Raw genomic sequence first — 25,089 nt, 5'->3', positions numbered from 1 at the left:
AGGGGCGTGCGTGCCGCTCATTGACCGGCCTCCTGAGTGGTGTTCAGTACGTTCACGCCCTGGAACAGGGCGGACGGGCAGCCGTGCGAGACGGCGGCGACCTGGCCCGGCTGGGCCTTGCCGCAGTTGAAGGCGCCCCCCAGGACGTACGTCTGCGGGCCGCCGACCGCCGCCATGGAGCCCCAGAAGTCCGTCGTGGTCGCCTGGTAGGCGACGTCCCTCAGCTGTCCGGCCAGCCGGCCGTTCTCGATCCTGAAGAACCTCTGACCCGTGAACTGGAAGTTGTACCTCTGCATGTCAATGCTCCACGAGCGGTCGCCGACCACGTAGATGCCCCGTTCCACGCCCGCGATCAGCTCCTGCGTCGACGGCCCGGCGGGGGCCGGCTGGAGGGAGACGTTGGCCATGCGCTGGACGGGGACGTGGGCGGGGGAGTCGGCGTAGGCGCAGCCGTTGGAGCGGCCGAGGTTCATGAGGCGGGCGATGCGGCGGTCGGTCTGGTAGCCCACCAGGACGCCGTCGCGCACGAGGTCCCAGGACTGGGCGGCCACGCCCTCGTCGTCGTAGCCGATCGTGGCCAGGCCGTGCTCGGCCGTGCGGTCGCCGGTCACGTTCATGATCTGCGAGCCGTACTTCAGCGTGCCCAGCAGGTCCGGCGTCGCGAACGACGTGCCCGCGTAGGCGGCCTCGTAGCCCAGGGCCCGGTCGAGCTCGGTGGCGTGGCCGATGGACTCGTGGATCGTCAGCCACAGGTTGGACGGATCGATGACGAGGTCGTACGCGCCCGGCTCCACGCTCGGCGCGCGCATCTTCTCCGCCAGCAGCGAGGGCATCTGCGCGAGCTCCGCGTCCCAGTCCCAGCCGCCGGCGCCGGTCAGGTACTCCCAGCCGCGCCCGGCGGGCGGGGCCAGGGTGCGCAGGGAGTCGAAGCCGCCGCCGTCCTCGTCGACGGCCACGGCCGTCACCTGGGGGTGCAGGCGCACCCGCTGCTGCGTGGTGACCGTGCCCGCCGAATCCGCGTAGAACTTGTTCTCGTGGACCGTCAGCAGCGACGCGTCCACGTGCGCGACGCCCTCCGCGCCCAGCAGCCGCTCGCTCCAGTCGGCCAGCAGGCCACTCTTCTCGCCGTCCGGCACCTCGAAGGGATCGATCTCGTAGGAGGAGACCCAGGTGCGCTCGGAGTGCACCGGCTCCTCGGCCAGCTCCACCCTCTCGTCGGACCCGGCGGCCGCGATGACCTTCGCCGACAGCTTCGCCATGGCCACCGCCTGCGACGCCACGCGCGCGGCCGCGTCCATCGTCAGCTCCACGCCGGAGGCGAACCCCCAGGTCCCGTTGTGGACCACCCGCACCGCGTAGCCCAGGTCCGTGGCGTCCGAGGAGCCCGCCGGCCGGGCGTCCCGCAGCCGCCACGAGGCGCTGCGCACCCGCTCGAGACGGAAGTCCGCGTGCTGGGCGCCCAGCGCCCGCGCCCGCGCGAGCGCCGCGTCGGCCAGGGGGCGCAGCGGCAGCGCGAGGAAGGACGGATCGATCTCATGCGGCACGGTCCACGCTCCTTATCGGTGTGATTGCAGTGAACGATGCCGTTAAGGTGTCGTGGCCTGCAACGTCACCCACCCGGCCGTCCACCCGCGCGGCCCCCGGAAGGAAGCCCACCGTGCCCGCGACGACACCCGACCGGACGGCCCTGCGGGGCGACTGCGCCAGCTGCTTCGGGCTGTGCTGCGTGGCCCTGCCCTTCGCCGCCTCCGCGGACTTCGCCGTGGACAAGCCCGCCGGCAAGCCCTGCACGAACCTGCAGCAGGACTTCGGCTGCGGCATCCACGCGCGGCTGCGCGAGAAGGGCTTCACCGGCTGCACCGTCTACGACTGCTTCGGCGCCGGGCAGAAGGTCTCGCAGGTCACCTTCGGCGGCCGCGACTGGCGCAGCGAGCCCGCGCTGCGCCAGCCGATGTTCGAGGCGTTCCCCGTGGTGCGCCACCTCCACGAGCTGCTGTCGTACCTCACCGAGGCGCTGGCCCTGCCGCAGGCCCGGCCCCTGCACGCCGAGCTGCGCACCGCGCTGGAGGAGACCGAGCGCCTGACACTGGGCACCCCCGAGGAGCTCGCCGCCCTCGACCTGGCGGCCCACCGCGAGGGCGTCAGCGCCCTGCTGCTGCGCACCAGTGAGCTCGTACGCTCCGCGGCCGGCCGCAAGACCCGCAACCACCGGGGCGCCGACCTCATGGGCGCCCGGCTGCGGGGGGCCGACCTGCGCGGGGCCAACTTGCGCGGCGCCTACCTCATCGCCGCCGACCTCGGCGGTGCCGACCTGCGCGGCGCCGACCTCATCGGCGCGGACCTGCGGGATGCGAACCTCGCCGGCGCCGACCTGACCGGCAGCCTCTTCCTGACCCAGCCGCAGCTCCACGCCGCCCGTGGCGACGCGGCCACCAAGCTGCCCGCGGGCCTGACCAGGCCCGCCCACTGGACGTCCGCGGGTCGCTGACCTCGGGCTGCTTCCCGCAGAGATTTTCTGTAGAGATCCAACAGCGACCGCCGGTTCCCCCTGTCGCAGGTCGCTTCTCGCTTCGGCGACCTCTACCGATACGTTCGGTGTAGTCCGCCAGGATCCAGGGATACGACAACGGAAGGGTGATCCTTTGAGCCGCTCGGTTCTCGTCACCGGAGGTAACCGGGGCATCGGCCTCGCCATCGCGCGAGCCTTCGCCGACGCCGGCGACAAGGTCGCCTTCACCTACCGCTCCGGGGAGCCGCCGGCCGAGCTCGTGGACCTCGGCTGCCTGCCCGTGAAGTGCGACATCACCGATCCGGAGCAGGTCGAGCAGGCCTACAAGGAGATCGAGGAGAAGCAGGGCGCCGTCGAGGTGCTGATCGCCAACGCCGGCGTCACCCGCGACCAGCTGCTGCTGCGCATGTCGGAGGAGGACTTCACCTCCGTCATCGACACCAACCTCACCGGCACCTTCCGCGTCGTCAAGCGCGCCTCCAAGGGCATGCTCCGCGCCCGCAAGGGCCGCGTCGTCCTGATCTCCTCCGTCGTGGGCCTCCTGGGGTCCGCCGGTCAGGCGAACTACGCCGCCTCCAAGGCCGGCCTGGTCGGCTTCGCCCGCTCGCTCGCCCGCGAGCTGGGCTCCCGCAACATCACCATCAATGTCGTCGCGCCCGGCTTCGTGGACACCGACATGACCCGTGTGCTCTCCGACGAGCAGCGCAAGGGCATCGTCGCCGGCGTCCCGCTGGGCCGCTATGCGCAGCCCGAGGAGATCGCGGCCTCGGTCCGCTTCCTCGCCTCCGACGACGCCGCATACATCACCGGAGCCGTCATTCCCGTCGACGGCGGATTGGGCATGGGTCACTGATCGCCATGAGTGGAATCCTTGCAGGCAAGCGCATCCTGGTCACCGGAGTCCTCACCGAGGCCTCGATCGCCTTCCAGGCCGCCAAGGTCGCCCAGAACGAGGGCGCCGAGGTCATCCTCACCGGCTTCGGCCGCCTCTCGCTCGTCGAGCGCATCGCCAAGCGCCTGCCGAAGCCGGCGCCGGTCATCGAGCTGGACGTGACCAACCAGGAGCACCTCGACGGCCTCGCCGACAAGGTGCGCGAGCACCTGGGCGACGGCGTCCCGCTGGACGGCATCGTGCACTCCATCGCCTTCGGCCCGCAGGGCGCCTTCAACTTCCTGGAGGGCACCTGGGAGGACGTCTCCACCGCCGTCCAGGTCTCGGCGTACTCCTACAAGTCGCTGGCCATGGCCCTGCTGCCGCTGATGCCGGCCGGCTCCTCGATCGTGGGCCTGACCTTCGACGCGCAGATCGCCTGGCCGAAGTACGACTGGATGGGCGTGGCCAAGGCCGCCCTGGAGTCCACCAACCGCTACCTGGCCCGCGACCTCGGCCCCAAGGGCATCCGCTGCAACCTGGTCTCGGCGGGCCCGCTGAAGTCGATGGCCGCCAAGTCCATCCCCGGCTTCGAGGAGCTGGCGGACGTGTGGAACCACCGCGCCCCCATCGGCTGGGACCTCACCGACCCGGAGCCGGCCGGCCGCGGCGTCGTCGGCATGCTGTCGGACTTCTTCCCCCGCACGACGGGCGAGATCGTCCACGTCGACGGCGGCGTGCACATGATGGGCGCCTAGCCACCCACTTCGCCGGACGGAGTCCGGCGCAGCCGTCCGAAGCCTGTGAGGCCCTCCGGGGCCGAGCAGTGCGAGGGCGGCACGCGGAAGGCGTCGGTGGCGTGCACATGATGGGTGCCTGACCCTTCCGGACCCCCGGGTACGCCCCGTACACCCCCGCGCTGCCCGCGCCGGCGGGCCGCCGGCGCGGGCAGCGCGCGTTCCCGGGTCGTGCGGACGGCGTCGCGCCCGCACACTGGTGGCGGGAGCTAGGCCGTGTCCGGCGGGTCTCGTCACGCGCCACCACGGCGCCCCGTAGGGGCGCGGGGCCCTGTCGATCTGCGGCTCCGCCGCGTGGGCGCGACAAGCCACGACGTGCCCGCAGATGTCGGCTGCAGGCCGCCGGTGGCCGATCGCGCAGTTCCCCGCGCCCCTACGGGGCACTGCATGATCCGCCGGACAGGTCCTAGGAGGTGGACGGTCATGCGCTTCCCGTTCCGCCGGGCGGCGCTCACGGTGGCGCTGGGCGCCGTCGCCCTGACGGCCGTCACGGCCGCGGCACCCTCGCCCGAGCCGGCGCGCGAGGCGGAGTGCCACACCCGCGTGCGCGGCTCCCACGTCACCGCCCGCTGCTACAACGGCAACGCCACCACCGACCGCGTCCAGCTGCACGTGCAGTGCACCCACTGGTGGGATCCGGCCATGGACACCGCCGCGGTCGCCGTCGGGCCCGCGGCCCGCGTCGTCCTCGCCCAGCGCTGCTGGCTGCAGGTGCGCAGGGCGTGGGTCACCCACACGCCCGGGTGAGGCGGGCCCCGGCCGGGATGGGACACTGGGTGCCATGCCCGTCCTCGAACCGCACCCGGACCCCAAGAAGGGCCAGAAGGCCCTGCTGACCATCCTCGGCGCGATGCTCGGCATCACCGTCGTCATCGCCGTGATCGCCACCTTCGCCGCCGGCTGAGGCGCGGCGCGCAGCGGCGCGACCCCCGCCCGGGGGTGGGGTTGTCCCCACCGTCCCCTAGGGGATGACGCCAGGGTCGTCTGGGTGGCTCACCGGATGGGAGCCGCCCGCCCGGCTCCGTAGCGTCGAAGGTGCACCGCGGCCCCGCGGTGCGTCCGACGTCCGGAGGCGATACGCGTGTCCCCCAACCGGCTGCCCTGGTGGGCCGTGGCGCTGCCCGTCGTGGTGTTCGTGGCGCTCTTCTGCCTGCCCGCGCTGCGCCCGCCGGCCTCCGCCGCCCCCGCGGACGGCGAGCGCCCGGCCGGCGGCGCCGGTACCGTCGTCGTACAGGTCCTGCGCCTGGCCCGGCAGGTCACCGGGCACCCGGTGCCGTGAGCACCCGGTCGGCCCGCCGTCCGGCGGGGGACGAGGCCGTCAACACCCCGCGCCCCGCCACGGGTTTCGTGCGAAGCTGGACGGCATGAGCTCCGAACCGACCCGCAGGATCGTCATCCTCCGGCACGCCAAGGCAGAATGGTCCGACGCCAACGACCACGAACGCCCTCTCGCCGAGCGCGGCCGCAAGGACGCCCCCGTCGCCGGCCGCTGGCTCGCCGGTTCCGGCATCACACCCGACCTGGCCCTGTGCTCCACTTCGGTCCGTACGCGCGAGACCTGGAAGCTCGCCGTGGGGGAGCTGCCCGAGCGCCCGCGCACCGTCTACGAGGACCGGATGTACGAGGCCTCGCTCGGCGAGCTGATCGCCCTGCTCAACGAGGTCCCCGAGGACGTGCAGGACGTCGTGCTCGTCGGTCACAACCCGGGCATGCACGCCCTCGCCGACGCCCTCGCGGGAGAGGCCGAGGGCGACCTGCTGGCCCGGATGAACCGTTCCGGCTTCCCCACGGCCGCGATCGCGGTGCTCGGCTTCACCGGCTCCTGGAAGTCCGTCGAGCACGGCGTCGGCAGGCTCCTCGCCTTCTGGGCGCCGCACGCCTGAGCAGGGCCCGGCCGGGCCCTGCAGGGGTCACTCGTGGGTGTTGGCCGCCTCGACCTCTTCGCGGGTGACCCCCAGCAGGTACAGCACGGTGTCCAGGAAGGGCACGTTCACGGCGGTGTGCGCCGCCTCGCGCACGACGGGCTTGGCGTTGAAGGCCACGCCCAGGCCGGCCGCGTTGAGCATGTCGAGGTCGTTGGCGCCGTCACCGACGGCCACCGTCTGCGCCAGCGGCACGCCCGCCTCGGCCGCGAACCGGCGCAGCAGCCGCGCCTTGCCCGCGCGGTCCACGATCTCGCCGGTCACCCGGCCGGTGAGCCTGCCGTCCACGATCTCCAGGGTGTTGGCGGAGGCGAAGTCCAGGCCGAGGCGCTCCCGCAGGTCGTCCGTGACCTGCGTGAAGCCGCCGGAGACGACGCCCACCTGGAAACCGAGCTGCTTGAGCGTCTTGATCAGGGTGCGGGCGCCGGGGGTCAGGCGCACCTCGGCGCGGACCTTGTCCACCACCGACTCGTCCAGCCCCGCCAGCAGGGCCACGCGCTCGTGCAGCGACTCCTCGAAGTCCAGCTCGCCGCGCATGGCCCGGGCGGTCACCTCGGCCACCTCGGCCTCGCAGCCGGCGTGCGCCGCGAACAGCTCGATGACCTCGTCCTGGATGAGGGTGGAGTCCACGTCCATCACCACCAGCCGCTGCGCCCGCCGCTGCAGGCCGGCGGCCACGACCGCCACGTCCACGCCAAGTGCGGCGGACTCGGTGGCCAGCGCCGTGCGCAGCTTCTCCGTCTCGGTGCCGGAGACCGCGAACTCCACGGCCGTCACCGGGTACTTCGCGAGGCGGAAGATGCGGTCGATGTTGCCGCCGGTGTCGGTGATGCAGGCCGCGATGGCGGCCGTCGACCCGGCGGTCAGCGGGTGACCGAGCACGGTGACGTGGGAACGGCCGGTTCCGCGCGGCCTGTTGTCGCCGCGGCCCGAGATGATCTCGGTCTGCAGTCGCATCGACTCGGCCCAGCTGTGCACCGTCGCCCGCAGGTTCCCCTCGGCGGGCGCGCCGCCCGCGGGGGCGGTGACCAGGGCGCACAGCGTGATGCGGCCCCGGGTGACGATCTGCTCGATGTCTATGACGTCCACTGCGAAGGCGGCAAGCGTGTCGAAGAGGCCGGCGGTGATGCCGGGGCGGTCCTTGCCGAAGATCTTGACGAGGAGGGTGGGGGCGTCGTCGCCGGCGGCGACAGGCGGGGTCTGCGATGCGGCGCTCATGGTGCTTCTACGGTAGCCGCCCCGGGTTGCGGCCCCCCTGACCGGGGCGGCACGGGGTGCGCCGTAGGGGCGCGGGGCGGTGTCGATCTGCGGCTGCCGCCGCGTGGGCGCGATCGGCCACCGATGGCCCGCAGCCGACGTGCTACCCCGCGCCCCTACGGGGCACCGCATGATCCGCCGGGCAGGCCCTAGCGGCCGCTTCGCGGCGGGGGCGGGGGCCCTTCCGGCGGGGGCGGGGGCGCCTGCCAGCCGTACCGCTGCGGCTCGCGCCGCGGCCGCGGCGGCGGGGGCGCCTTCGCCGTCTGCGTCGGGGCCCCGAAGGCGCCCCCCTGCAGGTAGGGGTTGGTCTCCTCGCGGGCCGGCCGGTACCCCGGCGACGGGTTGTACGGCCCGGGGGCGTACGCCGCGTCCGGGTACGCCCGCGCCGCGTGCCGTACCGCCCGCCGGCCCGCCGCCCCCGCCGCGCACGCCAGCAGCGCCCCGGCCGTGCCGGCGCCCAGCCCCCACGCGGCGCCCAGGCCGGCGGCCGCCGGCAGGTCGCCGGTCAGCTGCAGCCCTGCCCCGGCCGCGTCGATGCCGAGGACGGACAGGCCCGCGTCCGCCCGCAGCCGTACGGCGGCCACCAGCAGCACCAGCGCCACCGCCGTGGCGGCGCCCAGCCACAGCCCGCAGCGCACCGCGTACGCCCCCGCCCGTGCGTCCTCGCGCGGCGTGCGCACCGCGGTGAGCACGCCCGCGGTGAGCATCAGCAGCACGCAGCCGGCCGGCAGCAGCCACACCGCCGACTCGAGGTCGGCGAGGCGGCCCACGGTCACCGGCAGGTCCGTCCCGGCGCGCAGCAGGTCGTCCAGGGGGTGCGGCAGCATCTGCAGCAGGGAACCGGTGGCCGCGCCGTGGAAGGGCACGAAGAGCCCGAGGGGGACGCCCAGCCACACCCCGTTGGGGGCGCCCAGCAGGGCGGCGCCGAGCACCCGCCGCGGATGGTCGTCGCCGGCCGCCGCGACCACGGCGGCCGCGAGGCCGGCGGCGACGGCCAGGAGCAGCACCGTCCGCAGGGCCGAGACGGCCGGGCGCACCGTGCGGTGGGCGGCCCGCAGGGCGGGCGGCAGGGGGGCCCGGCGGGCGCCGGCGAGGGTGACGAGCAGGACGCCGGTCACCCAGGCCAGCCCGCCGAGGAGGGAGGGGCCGGTGCGGACGGAGAAGCCGACGGACGCCTTGGCGTCGGCGAGCCCGGCGAGCCGGTCCGGCAGGCCGCCGCCGATGTTCCCGATGTCCCCGAGGCCGGGAATGTCCAGCCCGGTGCCGCCCGGTCCGCCGCCGAGGCCGAGCGCGGCGCCGTCGAAGGTGACGGTGGAGGAGCCGGCCCAGGCGAGCAGCCCCAGGACGAGCAGGAAGAGGACGACGACCGCCCCCGCGCGGGCGGCGAGTTCGAGGCCGGGCACGACGGGGCCCGCGGCGCGCAGCGAGCGGGCCGTGACCCAGCCCAGCAGCAGCGCCCCCACCAGCCCGACGCCCAACGGGGCGATGTCGATGGTGGTGTGCGCCCCCGCGCCCGTCAGCCCGAATGCTTCGACCGAGCCGGAGGGGGTGACGGAGCCGCCGACCGCCAGCACCACCACGGCCGCGGTCATCGGGCCGAGCGAGCCGGCCGCGTCCGCGCCCAGCAGGTGCAGCCCGGCCGCCGCGACGCCGGCCATCGCGAGGAAGGCCCAGCTGACCCCGGCCACCGCGGTCAGTACGAGATCGGCGCCGCGCCCCGCACGGCCGCCGCTGGTCATGGTCATCACGGCCCCCCGCCTCCACGCACCGGTTGCCCGGGATGGTCGTGGTCCGTGCGCATCCACCGCATCCGTGGGCGATTCCTACTGTCGGGGCGGGTTCGGCGCCGGTCAACGGGGCCTGTTACAGGGCCGGTACACCTCAGGGGCGCTCCCGACTTTTGGTTGGGGGACTGCGCCTGAAATAGTTCCTCCCGATGTTCGCCATCCCTAGACTCCCCGTGCAGGGGGCTCATCGGGGGACAAGTAGTGGGGCGTGGAGTGCCGGAACTCGTACTGGAATTGAATGGACAGACCTGGGCGCTGGATCCGTCCAGGTCGTACACCCTGGGTCGTGACCCGCAGGGTGACATGGTGCTGGAGGACGCCCGAGTCTCCTGGCGGCACGCCACCATCCGCTGGAACGGGCGCAGCTGGGTCCTGGAGGACCACGGCAGCACCAACGGCACCTACGTGCAGGGGCAGCGGATCCACCAGCTGGAGCTCGGCCCGGGCGCGGCCGTGCACCTGGGCAACGCCACCGACGGCCCGCGGATGAGCCTCTCGGCCGCGGCGGCCCCGGCCGCTCCGGCAGCGGACATCTACAGCGCCCAGACGGCGATCGCTCCTCCGCTGCACCAGCAGGGCCCGCCGCCGCAGCAGTACCAGCAGCCCCAGCACGGCGGCGCCGGCCAGGGCTGGCCGGGCCAGCAGTACCAGCAGCCCGCGCAGGCGCAGGGCGGCTGGCAGCAGCCGCACCAGCCGCACCAGCCGTACGTGCCGCAGCAGGCGCAGCCCGAGCAGGGTTCCGCCGGGGCACCGCCGGTCTACGGCGACCGCAGCCCGACGAGCTTCCACCAGATGGCGGTCGGCCGGGTCATGCGCATCGGTCGTGCCCTGGACAACGAGCTGGTCGTCTCCGACCTGCAGGTCTCCCGCCACCACGCGGAGTTCCGGGCCACCAGCGACGGCCGCTTCGAGATCGTCGACCTCGGCAGCCACAACGGCACCTATGTCAACGGTCAGCCGGTCAGCCGGCAGATCATCGGCCCCCAGGACACCGTCGGTGTCGGTCACTCCACCTTCCGTCTGGTGGGTGACCGCCTCGAGGAGTTCGTCGACACCGGTGACGTCTCCTTCTCCGCCCGCCACCTGACGGTCACGGTCGACGGCGGCAAGCAGATCCTCAAGGACGTCTCCTTCGGCGTCCCGGAGAAGTCGCTGATCGCCGTCATCGGCCCCTCCGGCTCGGGCAAGTCGACCCTGCTCAAGGCGCTCACCGGCTACCGCCCGGCCAACCAGGGCGACGTCCTCTACGACAACCGCAACCTGTACAAGCAGTTCGCCGAGCTGCGCCAGCGCATCGGTCTGGTCCCGCAGGACGACATCCTGCACAAGGACCTCACCATCCGTAAGGCGCTGCGCTACGCGGCCAAGCTCCGCTTCCCCGGCGACACCGCGACCTCCGAGCGCGAGGCGCGCATCGACGAGGTGCTGCGCGAGCTCAAGCTCGACATCCACAAGGACAAGAAGATCACCGCCCTGTCCGGCGGCCAGCGCAAGCGTGTCTCGGTGGCCCTGGAGCTGCTGACCAAGCCGTCGCTGATCTTCCTGGACGAGCCCACCTCCGGCCTCGACCCGGGCATGGACCGCGACGTGATGCAGCTGCTGCGCGGCCTGGCCGACGACGGCCGTACGGTCCTGGTGGTCACCCACTCCGTGGCCGAGCTCGCACTGTGCGACAAGCTGCTGGTGATGGCGCCCGGCGGCGCGGTGGCCTACTTCGGCCCGCCCGAGGAGGCGCTGAACTTCTTCGGCTACGAGACCTGGGCCGACGTCTTCTCCGCCTTCGAGAACTACCGCGACTACGACTGGTCGGGCCGCTGGAAGGGCTCGCAGCACTACCAGATGTACGCGGCCGACATCGACGCCGTCGCCCCGCAGTCGGTGCACGTCCAGCCGCAGATGGTGCGCCCGCCGGTGCCGCAGAGCTGGATGTCGCAGCTGTGGACGCTGATGCGCCGCTACGTGTCGGTCATCGCCTCCGACCGCGGCTTCCTGGGCCTGATGCTCGCCCTGCCCGCGGTGCTCGGCGGCGTCAGCACGCTGATCCCCTCCGACTTCGGTCTCGGTGCGCCCACCAAGGGCCACTTCAACCAGGACGCCGGCACGATCATGCTGATCCTCGCGGTCGGCATGTGCTTCTCCGGCGCGGCCAACTCCGTCCGTGAGTTGATCAAGGAACGGGTCATCTACGAACGGGAACGCGCCGTCGGCCTGTCCCGGACCGCCTACCTGATGTCCAAGGTGATCGTCCTGGGACTGATCACCGCGGTGCAGGGCGCCATGATCTGCGCCATCGGCTTCTCGGCCCGCAAGCTGCCCGAGCACGGCCTGGTGCTGAAGAACCTGCCCGCCGTCGAGCTGTGCCTGGTGATCATCGCCCTCGGCTTCACCTGCATGATGATCGGCCTCGTGATCTCCTCGCTGGTGAAGACCACCGAGAAGACCATGCCGCTGCTGGTCATGTTCGCCATCGTCCAGGTCGTCTTCACCGGCATCCTGTTCAAGATCTACAACTCGCCGGGCATCGAGCAGGTCGCCTGGCTGATGCCGGCCCGCTGGGCCATCGCCGGCGCCGGCACCACGCTGGACCTCTCGCACGTCATGGCCCCCTTCGACAAGGGCGACCCCACCAACCTCGACCCGCTGTGGGCGCACTCGGTCTCCCAGTGGGGCATCGACATCACCGCGCTCGTGGCCATCGGCGTCGTCTGCGGCTTCGCCGTCGTCCGCCTGCTGCGCCGCCACGAGCCGGAGGTCATGCGCAAGTAGGGCCCGGGAGGCCCTGCCGGACACGCCGAAGGGCGGCACCCGTGATGCGGGTGCCGCCCTTCGGCGTGCTGCAAGCGTGCGGAAGACGTCAGTACGCGGAGTTGACGTTGTCCATGGAGCCGTAGACCTTCGCCGCGTAGTTGCAGGCGGCGGTGATGTTGGCGACCGGGTCGTAGATGTCCCAGGAGGTGCCCTCGACGTGGTACGCCTTGAAGGTCGGGTCGATCACCTGGAGCAGGCCCTTGGAGGGGATGCCCTTGGCGGCGTTGGAGTCCCAGAGGTTGATGGCCTTCGGGTTGCCGGTCGACTCCCGCATGATGTTGCGGTAGATGCCGTTGTAGCTGCCCGGGATGCCCTTGGCCTTCATGATGTCCAGGGACTCGCGGATCCAGCCGTCGAGGTTGTTGGCGTAGGTCTTGGGCGCCGGGGCGGCGGGGGCGGCCTGGGCGGCCTCGACCGGCTTGCGCTCGGCCGAGCGGCTCGCGGCCTCCTTCTCGGCGCGCTCCTTGTCGGCCTTGGCCTTGGCGGCCGCCTCGGCGTCCGCCTTCTTCTTGGCCTCGGCCTGCGCCTTCGCCTTCTGGGCGGCGGCGTCGGTCTGCTTGCTCAGCTCCTGCTGCTGCGTCTCGCCGAACGCGGCGGCGTTCCACGCGACGGGCTTGACGGCGGCGGCCTGGTCGCCCTCGGCGGCGGCCGGGACGACGGCGTACGCCAGGGCGGCGATGCCGGCGGCGGCGACGCCCGCGGCGGAGAGCTTGTGGACCTTGGTCAGACGGGTATAGCCGGAGATGGGGGAGCGCATGCTGAGCTGAACCTCTTCCAATCGCGTGAGTCGCAGGCCCGTCCTGGCACGGATGTGGCGCGAAAGAAGCGCCGTCCCTCGGTTGGCGGCGCCATGCGACGCGGCAATTCTTAGCGGCCGTAAATACGGCTGGCAAAGGTCCTTCGTACTATCCGGCTTCGTTGCGGTGCGCACGCCAGAGGCGCCCCCGGAGGGGCGCCCCAGCAGTTGGCAGCGCTTCTTAAGCGCTGTTTACGCGTCCACTATGCCGCTTCGTACGTGATGTGCGTCCCATGAGCGGGCTCACACCGGGAGCGCTCCCGGGTCACCCGGTGTGCCCGCCTCCGTACGATGTGTTTGCGATCAGAAACGCTAGATCAGGAACGCTTGATCAAAATTCCACCAGTACTTGGTCGAGGCTCTTGCGCACCAGGTCCGGGACCGTGCAGTCCGGCGCCGGATAGCCCACCGGCACCACCGCGAACGCCTTCTCGTTCACCGGCCGGCCCAGCACCTCCCCCAGGAAGCGCATCGGGCTGGGCGTGTGCACCAGGGCCGCCAGCCCCGCCAGGTGCAGCGCGGTCAGCAGCATGCCGACGGCGATGCCCACGGACTCGTCCACGTAGTAGTGCTTGCGCCGCTCCCCGTCCTCGCCCAGCCAGTACCGCTGCTGGAAGACCACGATCAGGGCGGGCGCGTCCGTCAGGTGCGGCTTGACCTCGTCCGTGCCCAGCGGCCGCAGCGCCGCCAGCCACTCCTCGCCCAGCCGCCCCGCGTACGAGCGCTGCTCCTCCTCCTCGGCCGCCTCCCGGATCCGCCGCCGCACCTCGGCGTCCTTGACCAGCACGAACGTCCACGGCTGCTGGTGCGCCCCGGACGGCGCCGTCGCCGCGCACGCGATCGCGTCCCGGACCACCTGCTCGGGCACCGGATCGGAGGAGAACTGCCGCACGGTCCGGCGACGCCCCATCCGCTGCCTCAGCTCGGCCGCGCGGGCCAGCGACTCCTCGACGGGCATCCGCTCGGGGCGGTAGGGCACGGGCCGGTAAGGAGCGCCGTGCGTGGGCGTCCACTGCGTTGGTATAGACATGACCGGAGTCTGCCCGGGACGCCTCCCGGCCAGTCCGACCCGGCCGGCCTAGGGCCTGTCCGGCGGATCATGCAGTGCCCCGTAAGGGGCGCGGGGAACTGCGCGATCAGCCGGCGACGGCCTGCAGCTGACACGCCACCCCGGGGTCCGGGCCATCTGCGGGTGCGCGGTGGCTTGTCGCGCAGTTCCCCGCGCCCCTTACGGGGCGCCGTGGTGGCGCGTGACGAGGATCCGCCGGACACGGCCTAGGCCCGCAGGACCAGGACCGGCCCCCCGCAGGCCCGATCCGCGCCCCGCGGCGGCTCGGTACGGTGCGCACATGACCAACGGCCCCCGCTCCGGCCTCACGGCCGTGAGCACCGCACTCCTCGCCATGAGCAGACACCTGGAGGTGCGCGAGGTCCTGCAGACCATCGTCGCCTCCGCCCGCGAGCTCCTCGACGCCCGCTATGCCGCCCTCGGCGTCCCCGACGACCACGGCGGCTTCGCCCAGTTCGTCGTCGACGGCGTCACCGACGAGGAATGGAAGGCCATCGGCCCGCTGCCCCGCCAGCACGGCATCCTCGCCTCCATGCTCCAGGACGCCACCCCCCAGCGCCTGGACGACGTCCGCAAGGACCCCCGCTTCGGCGGCTGGCCGGACGCCCACCCCGACATGCGCGACTTCCTCGGCATGCCCGTCGCCGACGGCGAGGAGATCCTCGGCGCCCTCTTCCTGGCCAACAAGAACTGCCCCGACCCCGCCGGCGGCTGCGCCTTCACCGCCGAGGACGAGGAGCTGCTGGGCGTCCTGGCCCAGCACGCCGCCATAGCCCTCACCAACGCCCGCCTCTACGAGCGCAGCCGCGAACTGACCATCGCCGAGGAGCGCACCCGCCTCGCCCACGAGCTGCACGACGCCGTCTCACAGAAGCTGTTCTCGCTGCGCCTGACCGCCCAGGCCGCCACCGCCCTCGTCGACCGCGACCCGGCCCGCGCCAAGGACGCCCTGGGCGAGGTGGCCCGGCTCGCCGCCGAGGCCGCCGACGAGCTGCGCGCCGCCGTCGTCGAGCTGCGCCCGGCCGGGCTGGACGAGGACGGGCTCGCCGCCACCCTGCGCGCCCAGGTCAAGGTCCTCGACCGGGCCCACGCCGCGCGCGTCACCTTCGTCACGCACGGCGTACGCGCCCTGCCGGCCGCCCAGGAGGAGGCCCTGCTGCGCGTGGCCCAGGAGGCGCTGCACAATGCCCTGCGGCATTCGGGAGCCGGCCGCGTGGAGGTCGCCCTCACCCGGCTCGGCCCCGGCGCCGCCCTGCGCGTCAGCGACGACGGACGCGGCTTCGACCCCTCCGCCGTCCGCAGGGCCGGCCGTCACCTGGGTCTGGTCTCCATGCGCGACCGGGCCCACGGGGTGGGCGGCCGGCTGACCGTCGACTCCGAGCCCGGCAAGGGGACCACGATCGAAATGGAGGTGCCCGGTGGCTGACACGTCCGGCCGGGAGCCCGGGGGGCGTCCCCCGGGAAAGCACGGCATCAAGGTTCTGCTGGTGGACGACCACCAGGTGGTCCGCCGCGGCCTGCGCACCTTTCTGGAGGTGCAGGACGACATCGAGGTCGTCGGCGAGGCCGCCGACGGCGCCGAGGGCGTCGAGCAGGCCGAGCAGCTGCGCCCCGACGTCGTCCTGATGGACGTGAAGATGCCCGGCATGGACGGCATCGAGGCCCTGCGCCGGCTGCGCGAGCTCGGCAACGCCGCCCGGGTGCTCGTCGTGACCAGCTTCACCGAACAGCGCACCGTGATCCCCGCGCTGCGCGCCGGCGCGGCCGGCTACGTCTACAAGGACGTCGACCCCGACGCCCTGGCCGGGGCCATCCGGTCGGTGCACGCCGGGCACGTGCTGCTGCAGCCGGAGGTCGCCGACGTCCTGCTGGCGCAGGAGGAGACCGGCGGCGGCCAGGGCCGGAGCAACGGGCTGACCGAGCGGGAGCGCGAGGTGCTGACGCTGATCGCCGACGGGCGCTCGAACCGGGAGATCGCCCGGGCCCTGGTGCTGTCGGAGAAGACGGTCAAGACCCACGTCTCCAACATCCTGATGAAGCTCGACCTCGCCGACCGTACGCAGGCGGCCCTGTGGGCCGTGCGGCACGGGATGGGGGCCTGAAGGACGCCGTGGCGCCGCGATCAGCGCGCCGACCGGAGATTCATGCGGTCGTGTGATAACCGGCCCGGTGGCGCAACCCGAATGGCCCAGGCCCGTTCTCCATGGCGTAACCGCGGCGGCTGGCCGTGGCGACACTCTGGCAATACACCAGGAAGGTCATAGGAAGAGTGAACAACATCAAGAAGGCCGCTGCTGTCACGCTCGCCGTCGGCGGTCTCGCCCTCGCCGGTGCGGGTGCGGCCTCCGCCCACGGGCAGGCCCAGGCCGAGTCGAAGGGCAACCCGGGCGTGGCCTCGGGCAACGTCGTGCAGGTGCCGGTGAAGGTCGCGACGAACGCGTGCGGCAACACCGTCAGCGTGGTGGGCCTGCTCAACGGCACGCACGGCAACCTCTGCGTCAACGAGTAATCAGCTGCTCCCGCCCCCGGGCGTCGGCTCCGCACCCGGCGGAGCCGACATCCGGGTGGTGGTCAATCGTCCAAAAGAGGGCAAACACCGTCGATGGCCGTGCCGTCGGCGGTTCATTGGCGTTCATCGGTACAGGGCCCCGTGGCAGGGGTCGACAAGGTCAGTCATCAGAAGGAAGACCACCACATGAACAGTGCCAAGAAGGCCGCCCTCGCTCTCGCCGCGGCCGGCGTTGCCCTCGGTGCCACCGTCGTACCCGCCGCCGCCACCGACGACGACTTCAGCGGGGCGGGGGCCTCGGGCGTCGCCACCGGCTCGCCGGGTGTCGTCTCGGGCAACGTCATCCAGATCCCGATCGACATCCCCATCAACCTCTGCGGCAACACCATCGACATCATCGGGCTGCTCAACCCGACGTTCGGCAACACCTGCATCACCAACCCCCCGCGCGAGCACGTCCGCATCACCGAGCACGAGCACCACGGCGGCCACCACGACGAGGGCCGTCACCACGACCGCGACCGTCACTGACGACGAGGCGCGTACGCAACGGCGAGGCCCCGCGGACAGCAGTCCGCGGGGCCTTCCCGCGCCCGGTGTCAGTCCCGGCGCCGCTCCCGCTCCTCCACGATCGCGTTGTACGCCGCCACCCGGGCCCGCCGCGCCGTGCGCTCCACCGGCCGCAGCGCCGCGGCCCGCGCCGCGATCTGCGAGGCGCTCACCGCCGCACCGTGCTCGCGGCCCTCGCGGTCGCCGGGCTCGTACGCGATGGCGATCAGCGCCCCCACCCGCTGGGCCAGCTCCAGCACCCGTGCCGCCCGCGGCGGGTAGCCCGGCGCCAGCACCTCGCGGCCGCGCTCCGCCCGCGCCCGGTACGCCTCCAGAGCTGCCTGGGCCACCGGGCCCGAACCGGCCACGTCCAGCCGGGTGAGCACCTCCGTCGCCTCCCGCAGGGCCTCGGCCAGCTCCCGCTCCGCCTCCGAGAGCGTCGGCGTGTCCGCCGGCGGGGTGTCCCGCACGGGCAGGCAGTGCCACTCCACCTCGGTGTGCACATCGCCCTCGGGCCCGGCCTCGCGCACCTCCGGCACCAGGCCCAGCCCGGCGCCGACGGCGATCACCGCCTCCTCGGCCTCCATCGCCCGGGCGTTGAACTCCGGCGGCCCGCTCAGGCCCAGGGGGTGTCCGGGCACCGGCAGCGCCAGGCGCAGCCCCGTCGCCCCCAGGGCGCGCAGCCGGCCCAGCGCCAGGGTCAGGCCGACCGGGCCCGCCTCGCCCGGCAGGCCGGTCACGCGGTGGACCGCGTCACGTCCGGTGATGCGGTGGGCGGCGTCGTCCGGGGCGGCAAATCCGGCAAGCAGGGCATTTCCCCACGCGGTGAGGCGTCCTGAGCGGTGTTCGTCGAGCATGGCCACCAGCCTAAGGACTGCCATCCGCGACCAGTGGCGTAGGTTTTCTCTGGGGGTCACCCCAGGGGACTGCGCCGACAGGCGCAAGCGACGACGCGACTGCAATGGGAGACAAGGCGCTCATGAGCGATGTGCTGGAACTGGTGGACGTATCCGTGGTCCGCGAGGGCCGGGCTCTGGTGGACCAGGTCTCCTGGTCGGTCAAGGAGGGCGAGCGCTGGGTGATCCTCGGCCCGAACGGCGCCGGCAAGACCACCCTGCTCAACGTCGCCTCCAGCTACCTCTTCCCGACCAAGGGCACCGCCACCATCCTCGGCGAGAAGCTCGGCTCCGTCGACGTCTTCGAGCTGCGCCCGCGCATCGGCATGGCCGGCATCGCCCTGGCCGACAAGCTGCCGCGCAGCCAGACCGTGCTGCAGACCGTCCTCACCGCCGCCTACGGCATGACCGCCACCTGGCAGGAGGACTACGAGGAGGTCGACGAGCAGCGCGCCCGCGCCTTCCTCGACGTCCTGGGCATGACCGACTTCCTCGACCGCAAGTTCGGCACCCTCTCCGAGGGCGAGCGCAAGCGCACCCTCATCGCCCGCGCGATGATGACCGACCCCGAGCTGCTGATGCTCGACGAGCCCGCCGCCGGCCTCGACCTCGGCGGCCGCGAGGACCTGGTGCGCCGCCTCGGCCGGCTCGCCCGTGACCCGCTCGCCCCCTCGATGGTCATGGTCACCCACCACGTCGAGGAGATCGCCCCCGGCTTCACCCACGTCCTGATGATCCGCCAGGGCAAGGTGCTCACCGCCGGCCCCATCGAGCTCGAGCTCACCTCCCGCAACCTCTCGCACTGCTTCGGCCTGCCGCTGGTCGTCGAGCAGCGCGGCGACCGCTGGACCGCCCAGGGCCTGCCCCTGTCCTGACCCCCCGCACGTCCCGCCGGCCCGGGCGATCCGGGCCGGCGGACGGAGCCCGGCGCGGCCCTCGCGCCCTGTCCGCCGAGCCGCGCACGCCCCTACCATGACCACGTGGACACGTGGGTGTGGTGGCTCGTCGCCGCCGTAGGGCTCGGCATTCCCCTGGTGGTCACCGCCATGCCGGAATTCGGCATGCTCGCGGTCGGCGCCGTCGCGGCCGCGGTCACCGCGGCCCTCCACGGCGGCGCCGTGGCCCAGTTCGTGGTCTTCGCCGTCGTCTCCGTCGCCCTCATCGCCGTCGTACGCCCCATCGCCAACCGGCAGCGCACCCAGCGCTCCGGACCGGCGATGGGCATCGACGCGCTGCGGGGCCGGCAGGCCGTCGTCCTGGAACGGGTCGACGGCAACGGCGGCCGCATCAAACTCGCCGGCGAGATCTGGTCCGCCCGCTCCCTGGACGCCGAGCGCACCTACGAGGTGGGCCAGCACGTCGACGTCGTCGAGATCGACGGCGCCACCGCCGTCGTCCTGTGACACCGCCCGGGGCCGACGGCATGCCGACCGGACGCGCCCAACGCCTGCACGACGGCACCGTGTTCTGAAAGACTGATCAAGACCACGCACGACAACCGACGACACAGGCACGGGGAGCTGGAGCCACGATGGAACCGATCATCATCGTCCTGATCATCCTGGTGGTGCTCGTCTTCATCGCCCTCATGAAGACGGTGCAGGTCATCCCACAGGCCAGCGCCGCCATCGTGGAGCGCTTCGGCCGCTACACCCGCACCCTCAACGCGGGCCTGAACATCGTCGTCCCCTTCATCGACACCATCCGCAACCGCATCGACCTGCGCGAACAGGTCGTGCCGTTCCCGCCCCAGCCGGTCATCACGCAGGACAACCTCGTCGTCAACATCGACACCGTCATCTACTACCAGGTGACCGACGCCCGCGCCGCGACCTACGAGGTCTCCAGCTTCATCCAGGCCATCGAGCAGCTCACCGTCACCACCCTGCGCAACATCATCGGCGGCATGGACCTGGAGCGCACCCTCACCTCCCGCGAGGAGATCAACGCCGCCCTGCGCGGCGTCCTCGACGAGGCCACCGGCAAGTGGGGCATCCGCGTCAACCGCGTCGAGCTCAAGGCCATCGAGCCGCCCACCTCCATCCAGGACTCGATGGAGAAGCAGATGCGCGCCGACCGGGACAAGCGCGCCGCCATCCTCACCGCCGAGGGCATCCGCCAGTCGCAGATCCTCACCGCCGAGGGCGAGAAGCAGTCGGCCATCCTGCGCGCCGAGGGCGAGGCCCGCGCCGCCGCCCTGCGCGCCGAGGGCGAGGCCCAGGCCATCCGCACGGTCTTCGAGTCCATCCACGCCGGCGACCCCGACGAGAAGCTGCTGTCCTACCAGTACCTCCAGATGCTCCCGAAGATCGCCGAGGGCGACGCCAACAAGCTCTGGATCGTCCCCAGCGAGATCGGCGACGCCCTCAAGGGCCTCAGCGGCGCCGTCGGCAGCTTCGGCTCCCGCCCCGGCGGCGGCGGGGAGAACCCCCGGCCCGCCAAGGAGAGCCCGCGCCGCGAGCAGCCGCCCATCGACTGAGGCCCCGCCCTGCGGCAAGATCAGTGCGGCCCCCCGACCGGTCGACGGCGGGGAGGCGACACACTGATCAAAGGAGATGGCCTTGTCCATCTGGGAAGCCCTCGCGGTCTTCACCGCCGGCATCGGCGCCGGCACCATCAACACCATCGTCGGCTCGGGCACCCTGCTGACCTTCCCGGTGCTCCTCGCCACCGGCCTGCCGCCCATCACCGCGAACGTCTCCAACACCCTCGGCCTGGTCACCGGGAACATCAGCGGCGCCGTCGGCTACCGCCGCGAACTGCGCGGCCAGGGCCGCCGCATCGCCCTCTTCGGCACCACCGCCCTCGCCGGCGGCCTCACCGGCGCCGCCCTGCTGCTCGCGCTGCCCTCCTCGGCCTTCGACGCGATCGTCCCCGCGCTCATCGGCCTCGCCCTGGTGCTTGTCGTCCTCCAGCCCCGCCTCGCCCGAGCGCTCGCCCGGCGCCGGGAACGCAACGGCACCGCGGCTCCCACCGACGGCGGCCCCGCCCTCCTCGCCGGCCTGCTGCTCGCCAGCGCCTACGGCGGCTACTTCGGCGCCGCACAGGGCGTGCTCTACCTGTCCCTCATGGGCGTCCTGCTCCACGACGACCTGCAGCGCATCAACGGCCTCAAGAACATCCTCGCCGTCGTCGTCAACGGCGTCGCCGCCCTGTTCTTCGTCTTCGTCGCCCCCGTCGACTGGACGGCCGTCCTGCTCATCGCCGTCGGCTCCACCCTCGGCGGACAGCTCGGCGCCCGGCTCGGCCGCCGCCTGCCGCCCACCGCGCTGCGCGCGGTCATCGTGGTCGTCGGCATCGTCGCGATCGTCCAGATGCTGCTGAGGTAAGAGGAGAACGCTCCGGGCCCTTCCCCCGTGTCGAACAGGGCCCGGAGCGTTACGGCAGTGAGCGCGGCCGCCCGGCGTCGAAGCCGGACTCCGGCAGACGGCCGGCGCCACACACACCTGCGCGCCGAACCGCCCCCGCCACTGCGGTACCCACTGCCCGACGGCGACGTGAGCAGCCGTCAGTCCAGCAGGAACACTGTGCGATCCCGGCGCGGTGCGGCGCAACGGATTTTCCGGCCCGGCGGAGGCAGCGCCCCGTAGGGGCGCGGGGCCCTGTCGATCTGCGGCTCCGCCGCGCGGGCGCGACAAGCCACGACGCGCCCGCAGGCGAAGTGCCGTGCTGCGCCCGGGCCCCGGGGTAGCGCTTCGGCTGCGGGCCGTCGGTGGCCGATCGCGCAGTTCCCCGCGCCCCTTACGGGGCGCCGTGGCTCAGCCCCGGGCCGGGTTCTCGTACTCGCCGACCAACTGCGCCCGCCCCAGCGCGTGGAAGCGCAGGTGGAAGCCCACCACGGCCGGCGAGGCGGCCTCGTCCGGCCCCAGCTTCTCCTGGTCCACCGCGTACACCGTGAACACGTACCGGTGCGGCCCGTCCCCCGGCGGCGGCGCGGCCCCGCCGAAGTCACGCGTCCCGTAGTCGTTGCGCGCGTGCACCGCGCCCGCCGGCAGTCCCTTCATGTCACCGCTGCCCGCCCCCGCCGGAAGCTCCGTCACGTCCGCCGGGATGTCGAACAGCACCCAGTGCCAGAAACCGCTGCCCGTCGGCGCGTCCGGGTCGAAGCACGTGACGGCGAAGCTCTTCGTCCCCTCCGGGAAGCCCTCCCAGCGCAGGTGCGGCGAGACGTTGCCGGCCGCGAGCACCTGATCCTCCTTCAGTCGCGCCCCGGGAGCCACGTCGTCGCTCGCCACCTGGAACGAGGGCACCGGCGGATGAAAATCGTGGGGGAGCGGCCGTCGCTTCTGCTCGGACACCAGAAGACCTCCAATACACGCACGGACTGAAGGCGCCAGCCTAACGAGGGCCGGGCCGCCCGCACTGCGACCATATGGAGCGTGCTTCATGTACTTCGACAATTCGGACGACGCGTCATGCGCCCGCTGACCGTCCTGCTGACCGCGCTGCCCCTGCTGCTCCTGCCCGCCTGTTCGACGGGCGGTCACCACAAGGCGGAGCGCCCCAGAACCCCCGCCGCCGGCGCACCGGCCCCGGCCGGCACGCCCTCCTGGGCCAAGGGCATGAAGACCGTCTCCCGGTCCGAGCTGCCCCCCGAGGCACGCCGTACCCTCGAACTCATCGAGAAGGGCGGCCCCTTCCCGTACGACAAGGACGGCACGGTCTTCGGCAACCACGAGAACCGGCTCCCCAAACAGGCCCGCGGCTACTACCACGAGTACACCGTGCCCACCCCCGGCTCACGCACCCGCGGCGCCCGCCGCATCATCACCGGGGAGCACACCGAGCGCTACTACACCAGCGACCACTACCAGACCTTCGAAGCGGTGGTGCAACCATGACCGGCACACTGCCCGCCCCCGGCCTCCCCGCACTCCTCGCCGGCACCACGCCCCCCGGCGTCTACCGCCTGCCCCCCACCGAGGCCCCCGCCGACGCCCTCGCCCTGGCCACCGAGGCCGACTGGCGCGGCGCCCACCTGCGCCTGGACGGCGTCCACGACAAGGCCGCCTTCCTCGACGCCTGCGCCCGCGACCTCGACCTGCCCGACTGGTTCGGCCGCAACTGGGACGCCCTGGCCGACTGCCTCACCGACCTCTCCTGGTGGCGCGAGACCGGAAAACCGCACGGCTACCTGCTGCTGGCGGAGGACTGGGGCACCTTCCACAAGTCCGCCCCCGCCGACGCCCGCACCGCGGAGGCGATCCTCACCGACGCCGTCGACTACTGGGCCGAGAGCGACTCCCCGCTGGCCGTGATCCTCGCCTGAGCCGAAGGCCCGAGCCGTACGCCGTCGCGAGCCGGCAGCCGGCCGGGGCGGTGGACCCGCCCCGGCCCCGCGATCACAGGCAGTCGGTCACAAGCAGTCGATCACAGCCAGTTGCGCTTGCCGCCCACCTCGGCCAGCCACTGGTGCAGATAGGCCGCCCAGTCCGTCTGCCCGTACGTCTGCAGGTCCACCGTGAACGAGCGGTACGTGTCGCTGCCCGAGCCGAACAGCCCCGGCTTCTTGTCCATCTCCAGCACCACGTCCATCTGCCGGTCGTCGGCCACGAACGACAGCTCCACCTCGTTCAGCCCCCGGTACTGCGCCGGCGCGTGGAACTCGATCTCCTGGTAGAACGGCAGCCGCTGCCGCGTCCCACTGATGTGCCCCCGCTCCAGGTCCGCCGCCTTGAACGCGAAGCCCAGCTGCCCGAAGGCGTCCAGGATCGCCTGCTGGGCCGGCAGGGGGTGCACGTTCACCGGATCGAGATCACTGGAATCCACCGCCCGGGCGATGGCCAGGTGCGTGGTCACCCCCACCGCCATCCCGGTCAGGTGCCGCCCCAGGAACACCGTCACCGGCGTCTCCCACGGCACCTCCAGCGCGAACGGTACCGTGTGCACCGCACCCGGCTGCACCTCGAACGCCCCGCCCAGACGCACCCGGGTGAACTCGACGTCCTGCTTGTACTCCCCGTCGTCGCCCTCGACCTCGACCCGGGCCTGCAGACCGACCGACAGGCCCTCGATCTGCTGCGCGACCGTCCCGCCCTGGATGCGCACCTCGCCCTGGACCACGCCGCCGGGCACCACGTTCTCCTCGAACAGCACCGTCTCGACGGACGCGCCGCCGGCCCCCAGGCTCGCCAGCAGCTTCTTGAACACCATCGTCATCCCTCCCGGAACCGTTTCCCGGTCCCTTCCACTACGCTCGACCGGCATGATCTGCGCGCCTGACCGTATGCCACTGCCCCGGGACTTCTTCGACCGTCCCGTCCTGGAAGTCGCCCCCGAGCTGCTCGGCCGCACCCTCGTCCGCACCCTGCCCGAAGGCCGCATCGAACTGCGCATCACCGAGGTCGAGGCCTACGCCGGCGAGGCCGACCCCGGCTCGCACGCCTTCCGGGGCCGCACGGAACGCAACGCCTCGATGTTCGGCCCGCCCGGCCACGCCTACGTCTACTTCATCTACGGGATGTGGTTCAGCCTGAACCTCGTCTGCGGCCCCGAGGGCCACGCCAGCGGTGTCCTGCTGCGCGGCGGCGAAGTGATCGAGGGCGTCGACCTCGCCCGCGCCCGCCGCCCCAAGGCCCGCCAGGACCGCGACCTCGCCCGCGGCCCCGCCCGCCTGGCCACGGCCCTCGACGTCGACCGAGCGCTCAACGGCACCGACCTGTGCGCCGGCGACGGCGCCCCCCTGTCCGTCCTCGCCGGCACCCCCGTCACCCCCGACCAGGTACGCAGCGGCCCCCGGGTGGGAGTCGGCGGCGACGGCGCCCACCACCCCTGGCGCTTCTGGACGGACGGCGACCCCACGGTCAGCCAGTACCGCCCACACGTACCCCGCGACCGGTCCCGGACACGCGGCAAAGCCGGAGCTTGACTCTGCGGCGGCGAAGACCTAACGTAGGCAAGCCGCTTGAGACGGAGCCGCGCCGTGGGTGCGGACCGTTGGACGGCACAACCACTACTCCACGAGGACTATCCCGGACCGGGATGTGTTTCGCTGCGTCGAAAGCCGCATCGAAATGCGTGCCGCTCGACTCCGATTAGGAGCCGCCGGAGAAAGCCGCTAAAGTAGTGGACACCCCGCCGACAGGGGAATCGGAAAAGGTTTTCGAGCCGGAAACGGAACGGAAAGCGATCTGATAGAGTCGGAACACGAAATACCGAAGGGAAGCGCCCGGAGGGCCCGGTGAAACGGGACCGAAGGAAGCGTCCGTTCCTTGAGAACTCAACAGCGTGCCAAAAGTCAACGCCAGATATGTTGACACCCCGTCCATCATCACGGTGGATGAGGTTCCTTTAAAAGTCCTTCCGTAAGGAAGGCGCAC

General features: G+C 72.5%; 28 protein-coding genes. 19 read left to right on the top strand and 9 right to left on the bottom strand.

What is annotated here, in order from left to right; all coding sequences use genetic code 11:
• Positions 1-17: 17 nt before the first annotated feature.
• Positions 18-1,544, bottom strand: a complete 1,527-nt coding sequence (locus tag ABD361_RS20905; RefSeq protein WP_344436945.1) for a TldD/PmbA family protein — start codon at positions 1,542-1,544, stop codon at positions 18-20.
• Between the two features lie 113 nt (positions 1,545-1,657).
• On the opposite strand from ABD361_RS20905, the gene ABD361_RS20900 reads away from it, so the two are divergent.
• The 7 genes from ABD361_RS20900 (at position 1,658) to ABD361_RS20870 (ending at position 6,060) form a co-directional block, all read left to right on the top strand.
• Positions 1,658-2,488 (top strand): pentapeptide repeat-containing protein, encoded by an 831-nt coding sequence (locus tag ABD361_RS20900; RefSeq protein ID WP_344436944.1) that lies wholly within the window; start codon positions 1,658-1,660, stop codon positions 2,486-2,488.
• A gap of 154 nt (positions 2,489-2,642) precedes the next feature.
• Positions 2,643-3,362, top strand: coding sequence for a 3-oxoacyl-[acyl-carrier-protein] reductase (fabG, locus tag ABD361_RS20895; RefSeq protein ID WP_344436943.1), 720 nt, complete (start codon positions 2,643-2,645; stop codon positions 3,360-3,362).
• A 5-nt stretch (positions 3,363-3,367) separates the two neighbouring features.
• On the top strand, positions 3,368-4,138 hold the full coding sequence (fabI, locus tag ABD361_RS20890; RefSeq protein ID WP_344436942.1) for an enoyl-ACP reductase FabI: 771 nt from the start codon (positions 3,368-3,370) through the stop codon (positions 4,136-4,138).
• 462 nt (positions 4,139-4,600) lie between these two features.
• Positions 4,601-4,924, top strand: a complete 324-nt coding sequence (locus ABD361_RS20885; protein WP_344436941.1) for a hypothetical protein — start codon at positions 4,601-4,603, stop codon at positions 4,922-4,924.
• Between the two features lie 34 nt (positions 4,925-4,958).
• Complete coding sequence (locus ABD361_RS20880; protein ID WP_344436940.1) at positions 4,959-5,081, top strand: SGM_5486 family transporter-associated protein; 123 nt, start codon at positions 4,959-4,961, stop codon at positions 5,079-5,081.
• A 177-nt stretch (positions 5,082-5,258) separates the two neighbouring features.
• Entirely contained in the window at positions 5,259-5,456 is a 198-nt protein-coding gene (locus tag ABD361_RS20875) for a hypothetical protein (RefSeq protein WP_344436939.1), read from the top strand.
• Between the two features lie 85 nt (positions 5,457-5,541).
• On the top strand, positions 5,542-6,060 hold the full coding sequence (locus tag ABD361_RS20870) for a SixA phosphatase family protein (protein WP_344436938.1): 519 nt from the start codon (positions 5,542-5,544) through the stop codon (positions 6,058-6,060).
• A gap of 27 nt (positions 6,061-6,087) precedes the next feature.
• On the opposite strand, the gene serB is transcribed toward ABD361_RS20870, so the two are convergent.
• Together serB and ABD361_RS20860 are read right to left on the bottom strand one after the other, a co-directional pair.
• Entirely contained in the window at positions 6,088-7,317 is a 1,230-nt protein-coding gene (gene serB / locus ABD361_RS20865) for a phosphoserine phosphatase SerB (RefSeq protein WP_344436937.1), read from the bottom strand.
• Between the two features lie 188 nt (positions 7,318-7,505).
• Positions 7,506-9,101, bottom strand: coding sequence for a streptophobe family protein (locus tag ABD361_RS20860; RefSeq protein WP_344436936.1), 1,596 nt, complete (start codon positions 9,099-9,101; stop codon positions 7,506-7,508).
• Positions 9,102-9,344: 243 nt separating this feature from the next.
• On the opposite strand from ABD361_RS20860, the gene ABD361_RS20855 reads away from it, so the two are divergent.
• The gene (locus ABD361_RS20855) at positions 9,345-11,909 is read left to right on the top strand and encodes an ABC transporter ATP-binding protein/permease (RefSeq protein WP_344436935.1); all 2,565 of its coding nucleotides are present in this window, start codon (positions 9,345-9,347) and stop codon (positions 11,907-11,909) included.
• Between the two features lie 88 nt (positions 11,910-11,997).
• Here the strand turns inward: ABD361_RS20855 and ABD361_RS20850 are convergent, their stop codons facing one another.
• Entirely contained in the window at positions 11,998-12,708 is a 711-nt protein-coding gene (locus ABD361_RS20850) for a transglycosylase SLT domain-containing protein (RefSeq protein WP_344436933.1), read from the bottom strand.
• A gap of 370 nt (positions 12,709-13,078) precedes the next feature.
• A complete protein-coding gene (locus tag ABD361_RS20845) occupies positions 13,079-13,777 on the bottom strand; it encodes a nitroreductase family protein (protein ID WP_344436931.1) in 699 nt (232 codons plus the stop codon).
• 319 nt (positions 13,778-14,096) lie between these two features.
• Between ABD361_RS20845 and ABD361_RS20840 the strand changes: the two genes are divergently transcribed.
• The 4 genes from ABD361_RS20840 to ABD361_RS20825 all read left to right on the top strand — a co-directional run bounded on the left by ABD361_RS20840 (position 14,097) and on the right by ABD361_RS20825 (position 16,856).
• Positions 14,097-15,242 carry a GAF domain-containing sensor histidine kinase gene (locus ABD361_RS20840; protein ID WP_344436929.1) on the top strand — a complete coding sequence of 382 codons (1,146 nt, stop codon included), beginning with the start codon at positions 14,097-14,099 and terminating at the stop codon, positions 15,240-15,242.
• Positions 15,235-15,918, top strand: a complete 684-nt coding sequence (locus tag ABD361_RS20835; protein WP_344436927.1) for a response regulator — start codon at positions 15,235-15,237, stop codon at positions 15,916-15,918. Before ABD361_RS20840 ends, ABD361_RS20835 begins: the two co-directional genes overlap by 8 nt.
• A 167-nt stretch (positions 15,919-16,085) precedes the next feature.
• On the top strand, positions 16,086-16,325 hold the full coding sequence (locus ABD361_RS20830) for a chaplin (RefSeq protein WP_344436925.1): 240 nt from the start codon (positions 16,086-16,088) through the stop codon (positions 16,323-16,325).
• Positions 16,326-16,511: 186 nt separating this feature from the next.
• The gene (locus tag ABD361_RS20825; RefSeq protein ID WP_344436924.1) at positions 16,512-16,856 is read left to right on the top strand and encodes a chaplin; all 345 of its coding nucleotides are present in this window, start codon (positions 16,512-16,514) and stop codon (positions 16,854-16,856) included.
• Positions 16,857-16,924: 68 nt separating this feature from the next.
• On the opposite strand, the gene ABD361_RS20820 is transcribed toward ABD361_RS20825, so the two are convergent.
• Positions 16,925-17,731, bottom strand: a complete 807-nt coding sequence (locus ABD361_RS20820; protein ID WP_344436923.1) for a hypothetical protein — start codon at positions 17,729-17,731, stop codon at positions 16,925-16,927.
• A 122-nt stretch (positions 17,732-17,853) separates the two neighbouring features.
• On the opposite strand from ABD361_RS20820, the gene ABD361_RS20815 reads away from it, so the two are divergent.
• From ABD361_RS20815 to ABD361_RS20800, 4 genes are all read left to right on the top strand, one after another.
• On the top strand, positions 17,854-18,645 hold the full coding sequence (locus ABD361_RS20815; RefSeq protein ID WP_344436922.1) for an ABC transporter ATP-binding protein: 792 nt from the start codon (positions 17,854-17,856) through the stop codon (positions 18,643-18,645).
• Between the two features lie 105 nt (positions 18,646-18,750).
• The gene (locus ABD361_RS20810; protein ID WP_344436921.1) at positions 18,751-19,173 is read left to right on the top strand and encodes an NfeD family protein; all 423 of its coding nucleotides are present in this window, start codon (positions 18,751-18,753) and stop codon (positions 19,171-19,173) included.
• A gap of 128 nt (positions 19,174-19,301) precedes the next feature.
• Complete coding sequence (locus ABD361_RS20805; protein ID WP_344436920.1) at positions 19,302-20,249, top strand: SPFH domain-containing protein; 948 nt, start codon at positions 19,302-19,304, stop codon at positions 20,247-20,249.
• Positions 20,250-20,331: 82 nt separating this feature from the next.
• Complete coding sequence (locus ABD361_RS20800) at positions 20,332-21,099, top strand: sulfite exporter TauE/SafE family protein (RefSeq protein ID WP_344436919.1); 768 nt, start codon at positions 20,332-20,334, stop codon at positions 21,097-21,099.
• A gap of 429 nt (positions 21,100-21,528) precedes the next feature.
• Here ABD361_RS20800 and ABD361_RS20795 read toward each other — a convergent pair whose 3' ends face one another.
• Positions 21,529-22,068, bottom strand: a complete 540-nt coding sequence (locus ABD361_RS20795) for a YbhB/YbcL family Raf kinase inhibitor-like protein (RefSeq protein ID WP_344436917.1) — start codon at positions 22,066-22,068, stop codon at positions 21,529-21,531.
• Between the two features lie 117 nt (positions 22,069-22,185).
• Between ABD361_RS20795 and ABD361_RS20790 the strand changes: the two genes are divergently transcribed.
• Complete coding sequence (locus ABD361_RS20790) at positions 22,186-22,611, top strand: guanyl-specific ribonuclease (protein WP_344436916.1); 426 nt, start codon at positions 22,186-22,188, stop codon at positions 22,609-22,611.
• Complete coding sequence (locus ABD361_RS20785; RefSeq protein ID WP_344436915.1) at positions 22,608-23,039, top strand: barstar family protein; 432 nt, start codon at positions 22,608-22,610, stop codon at positions 23,037-23,039. The genes ABD361_RS20790 and ABD361_RS20785 overlap by 4 nt, the downstream gene beginning before the upstream one ends.
• A 101-nt stretch (positions 23,040-23,140) precedes the next feature.
• Here the strand turns inward: ABD361_RS20785 and ABD361_RS20780 are convergent, their stop codons facing one another.
• Positions 23,141-23,923, bottom strand: coding sequence for a sporulation protein (locus ABD361_RS20780; protein WP_344437080.1), 783 nt, complete (start codon positions 23,921-23,923; stop codon positions 23,141-23,143).
• A 52-nt stretch (positions 23,924-23,975) separates the two neighbouring features.
• On the opposite strand from ABD361_RS20780, the gene ABD361_RS20775 reads away from it, so the two are divergent.
• A complete protein-coding gene (locus tag ABD361_RS20775; protein WP_344436913.1) occupies positions 23,976-24,638 on the top strand; it encodes a DNA-3-methyladenine glycosylase in 663 nt (220 codons plus the stop codon).
• Between the two features lie 166 nt (positions 24,639-24,804).
• Here ABD361_RS20775 and ABD361_RS20770 read toward each other — a convergent pair.
• On the bottom strand, positions 24,805-25,089 hold a 285-nt coding region (locus tag ABD361_RS20770), incomplete at its 5' end, for a hypothetical protein (RefSeq protein ID WP_344436912.1).

This window comes from Streptomyces luteosporeus, from assembly GCF_039532865.1.
GTDB classification, from domain to species: Bacteria; Actinomycetota; Actinomycetes; order Streptomycetales; family Streptomycetaceae; genus Streptomyces; species Streptomyces luteosporeus.
This window is presented reverse-complemented; position numbering and strand designations above follow the sequence as displayed.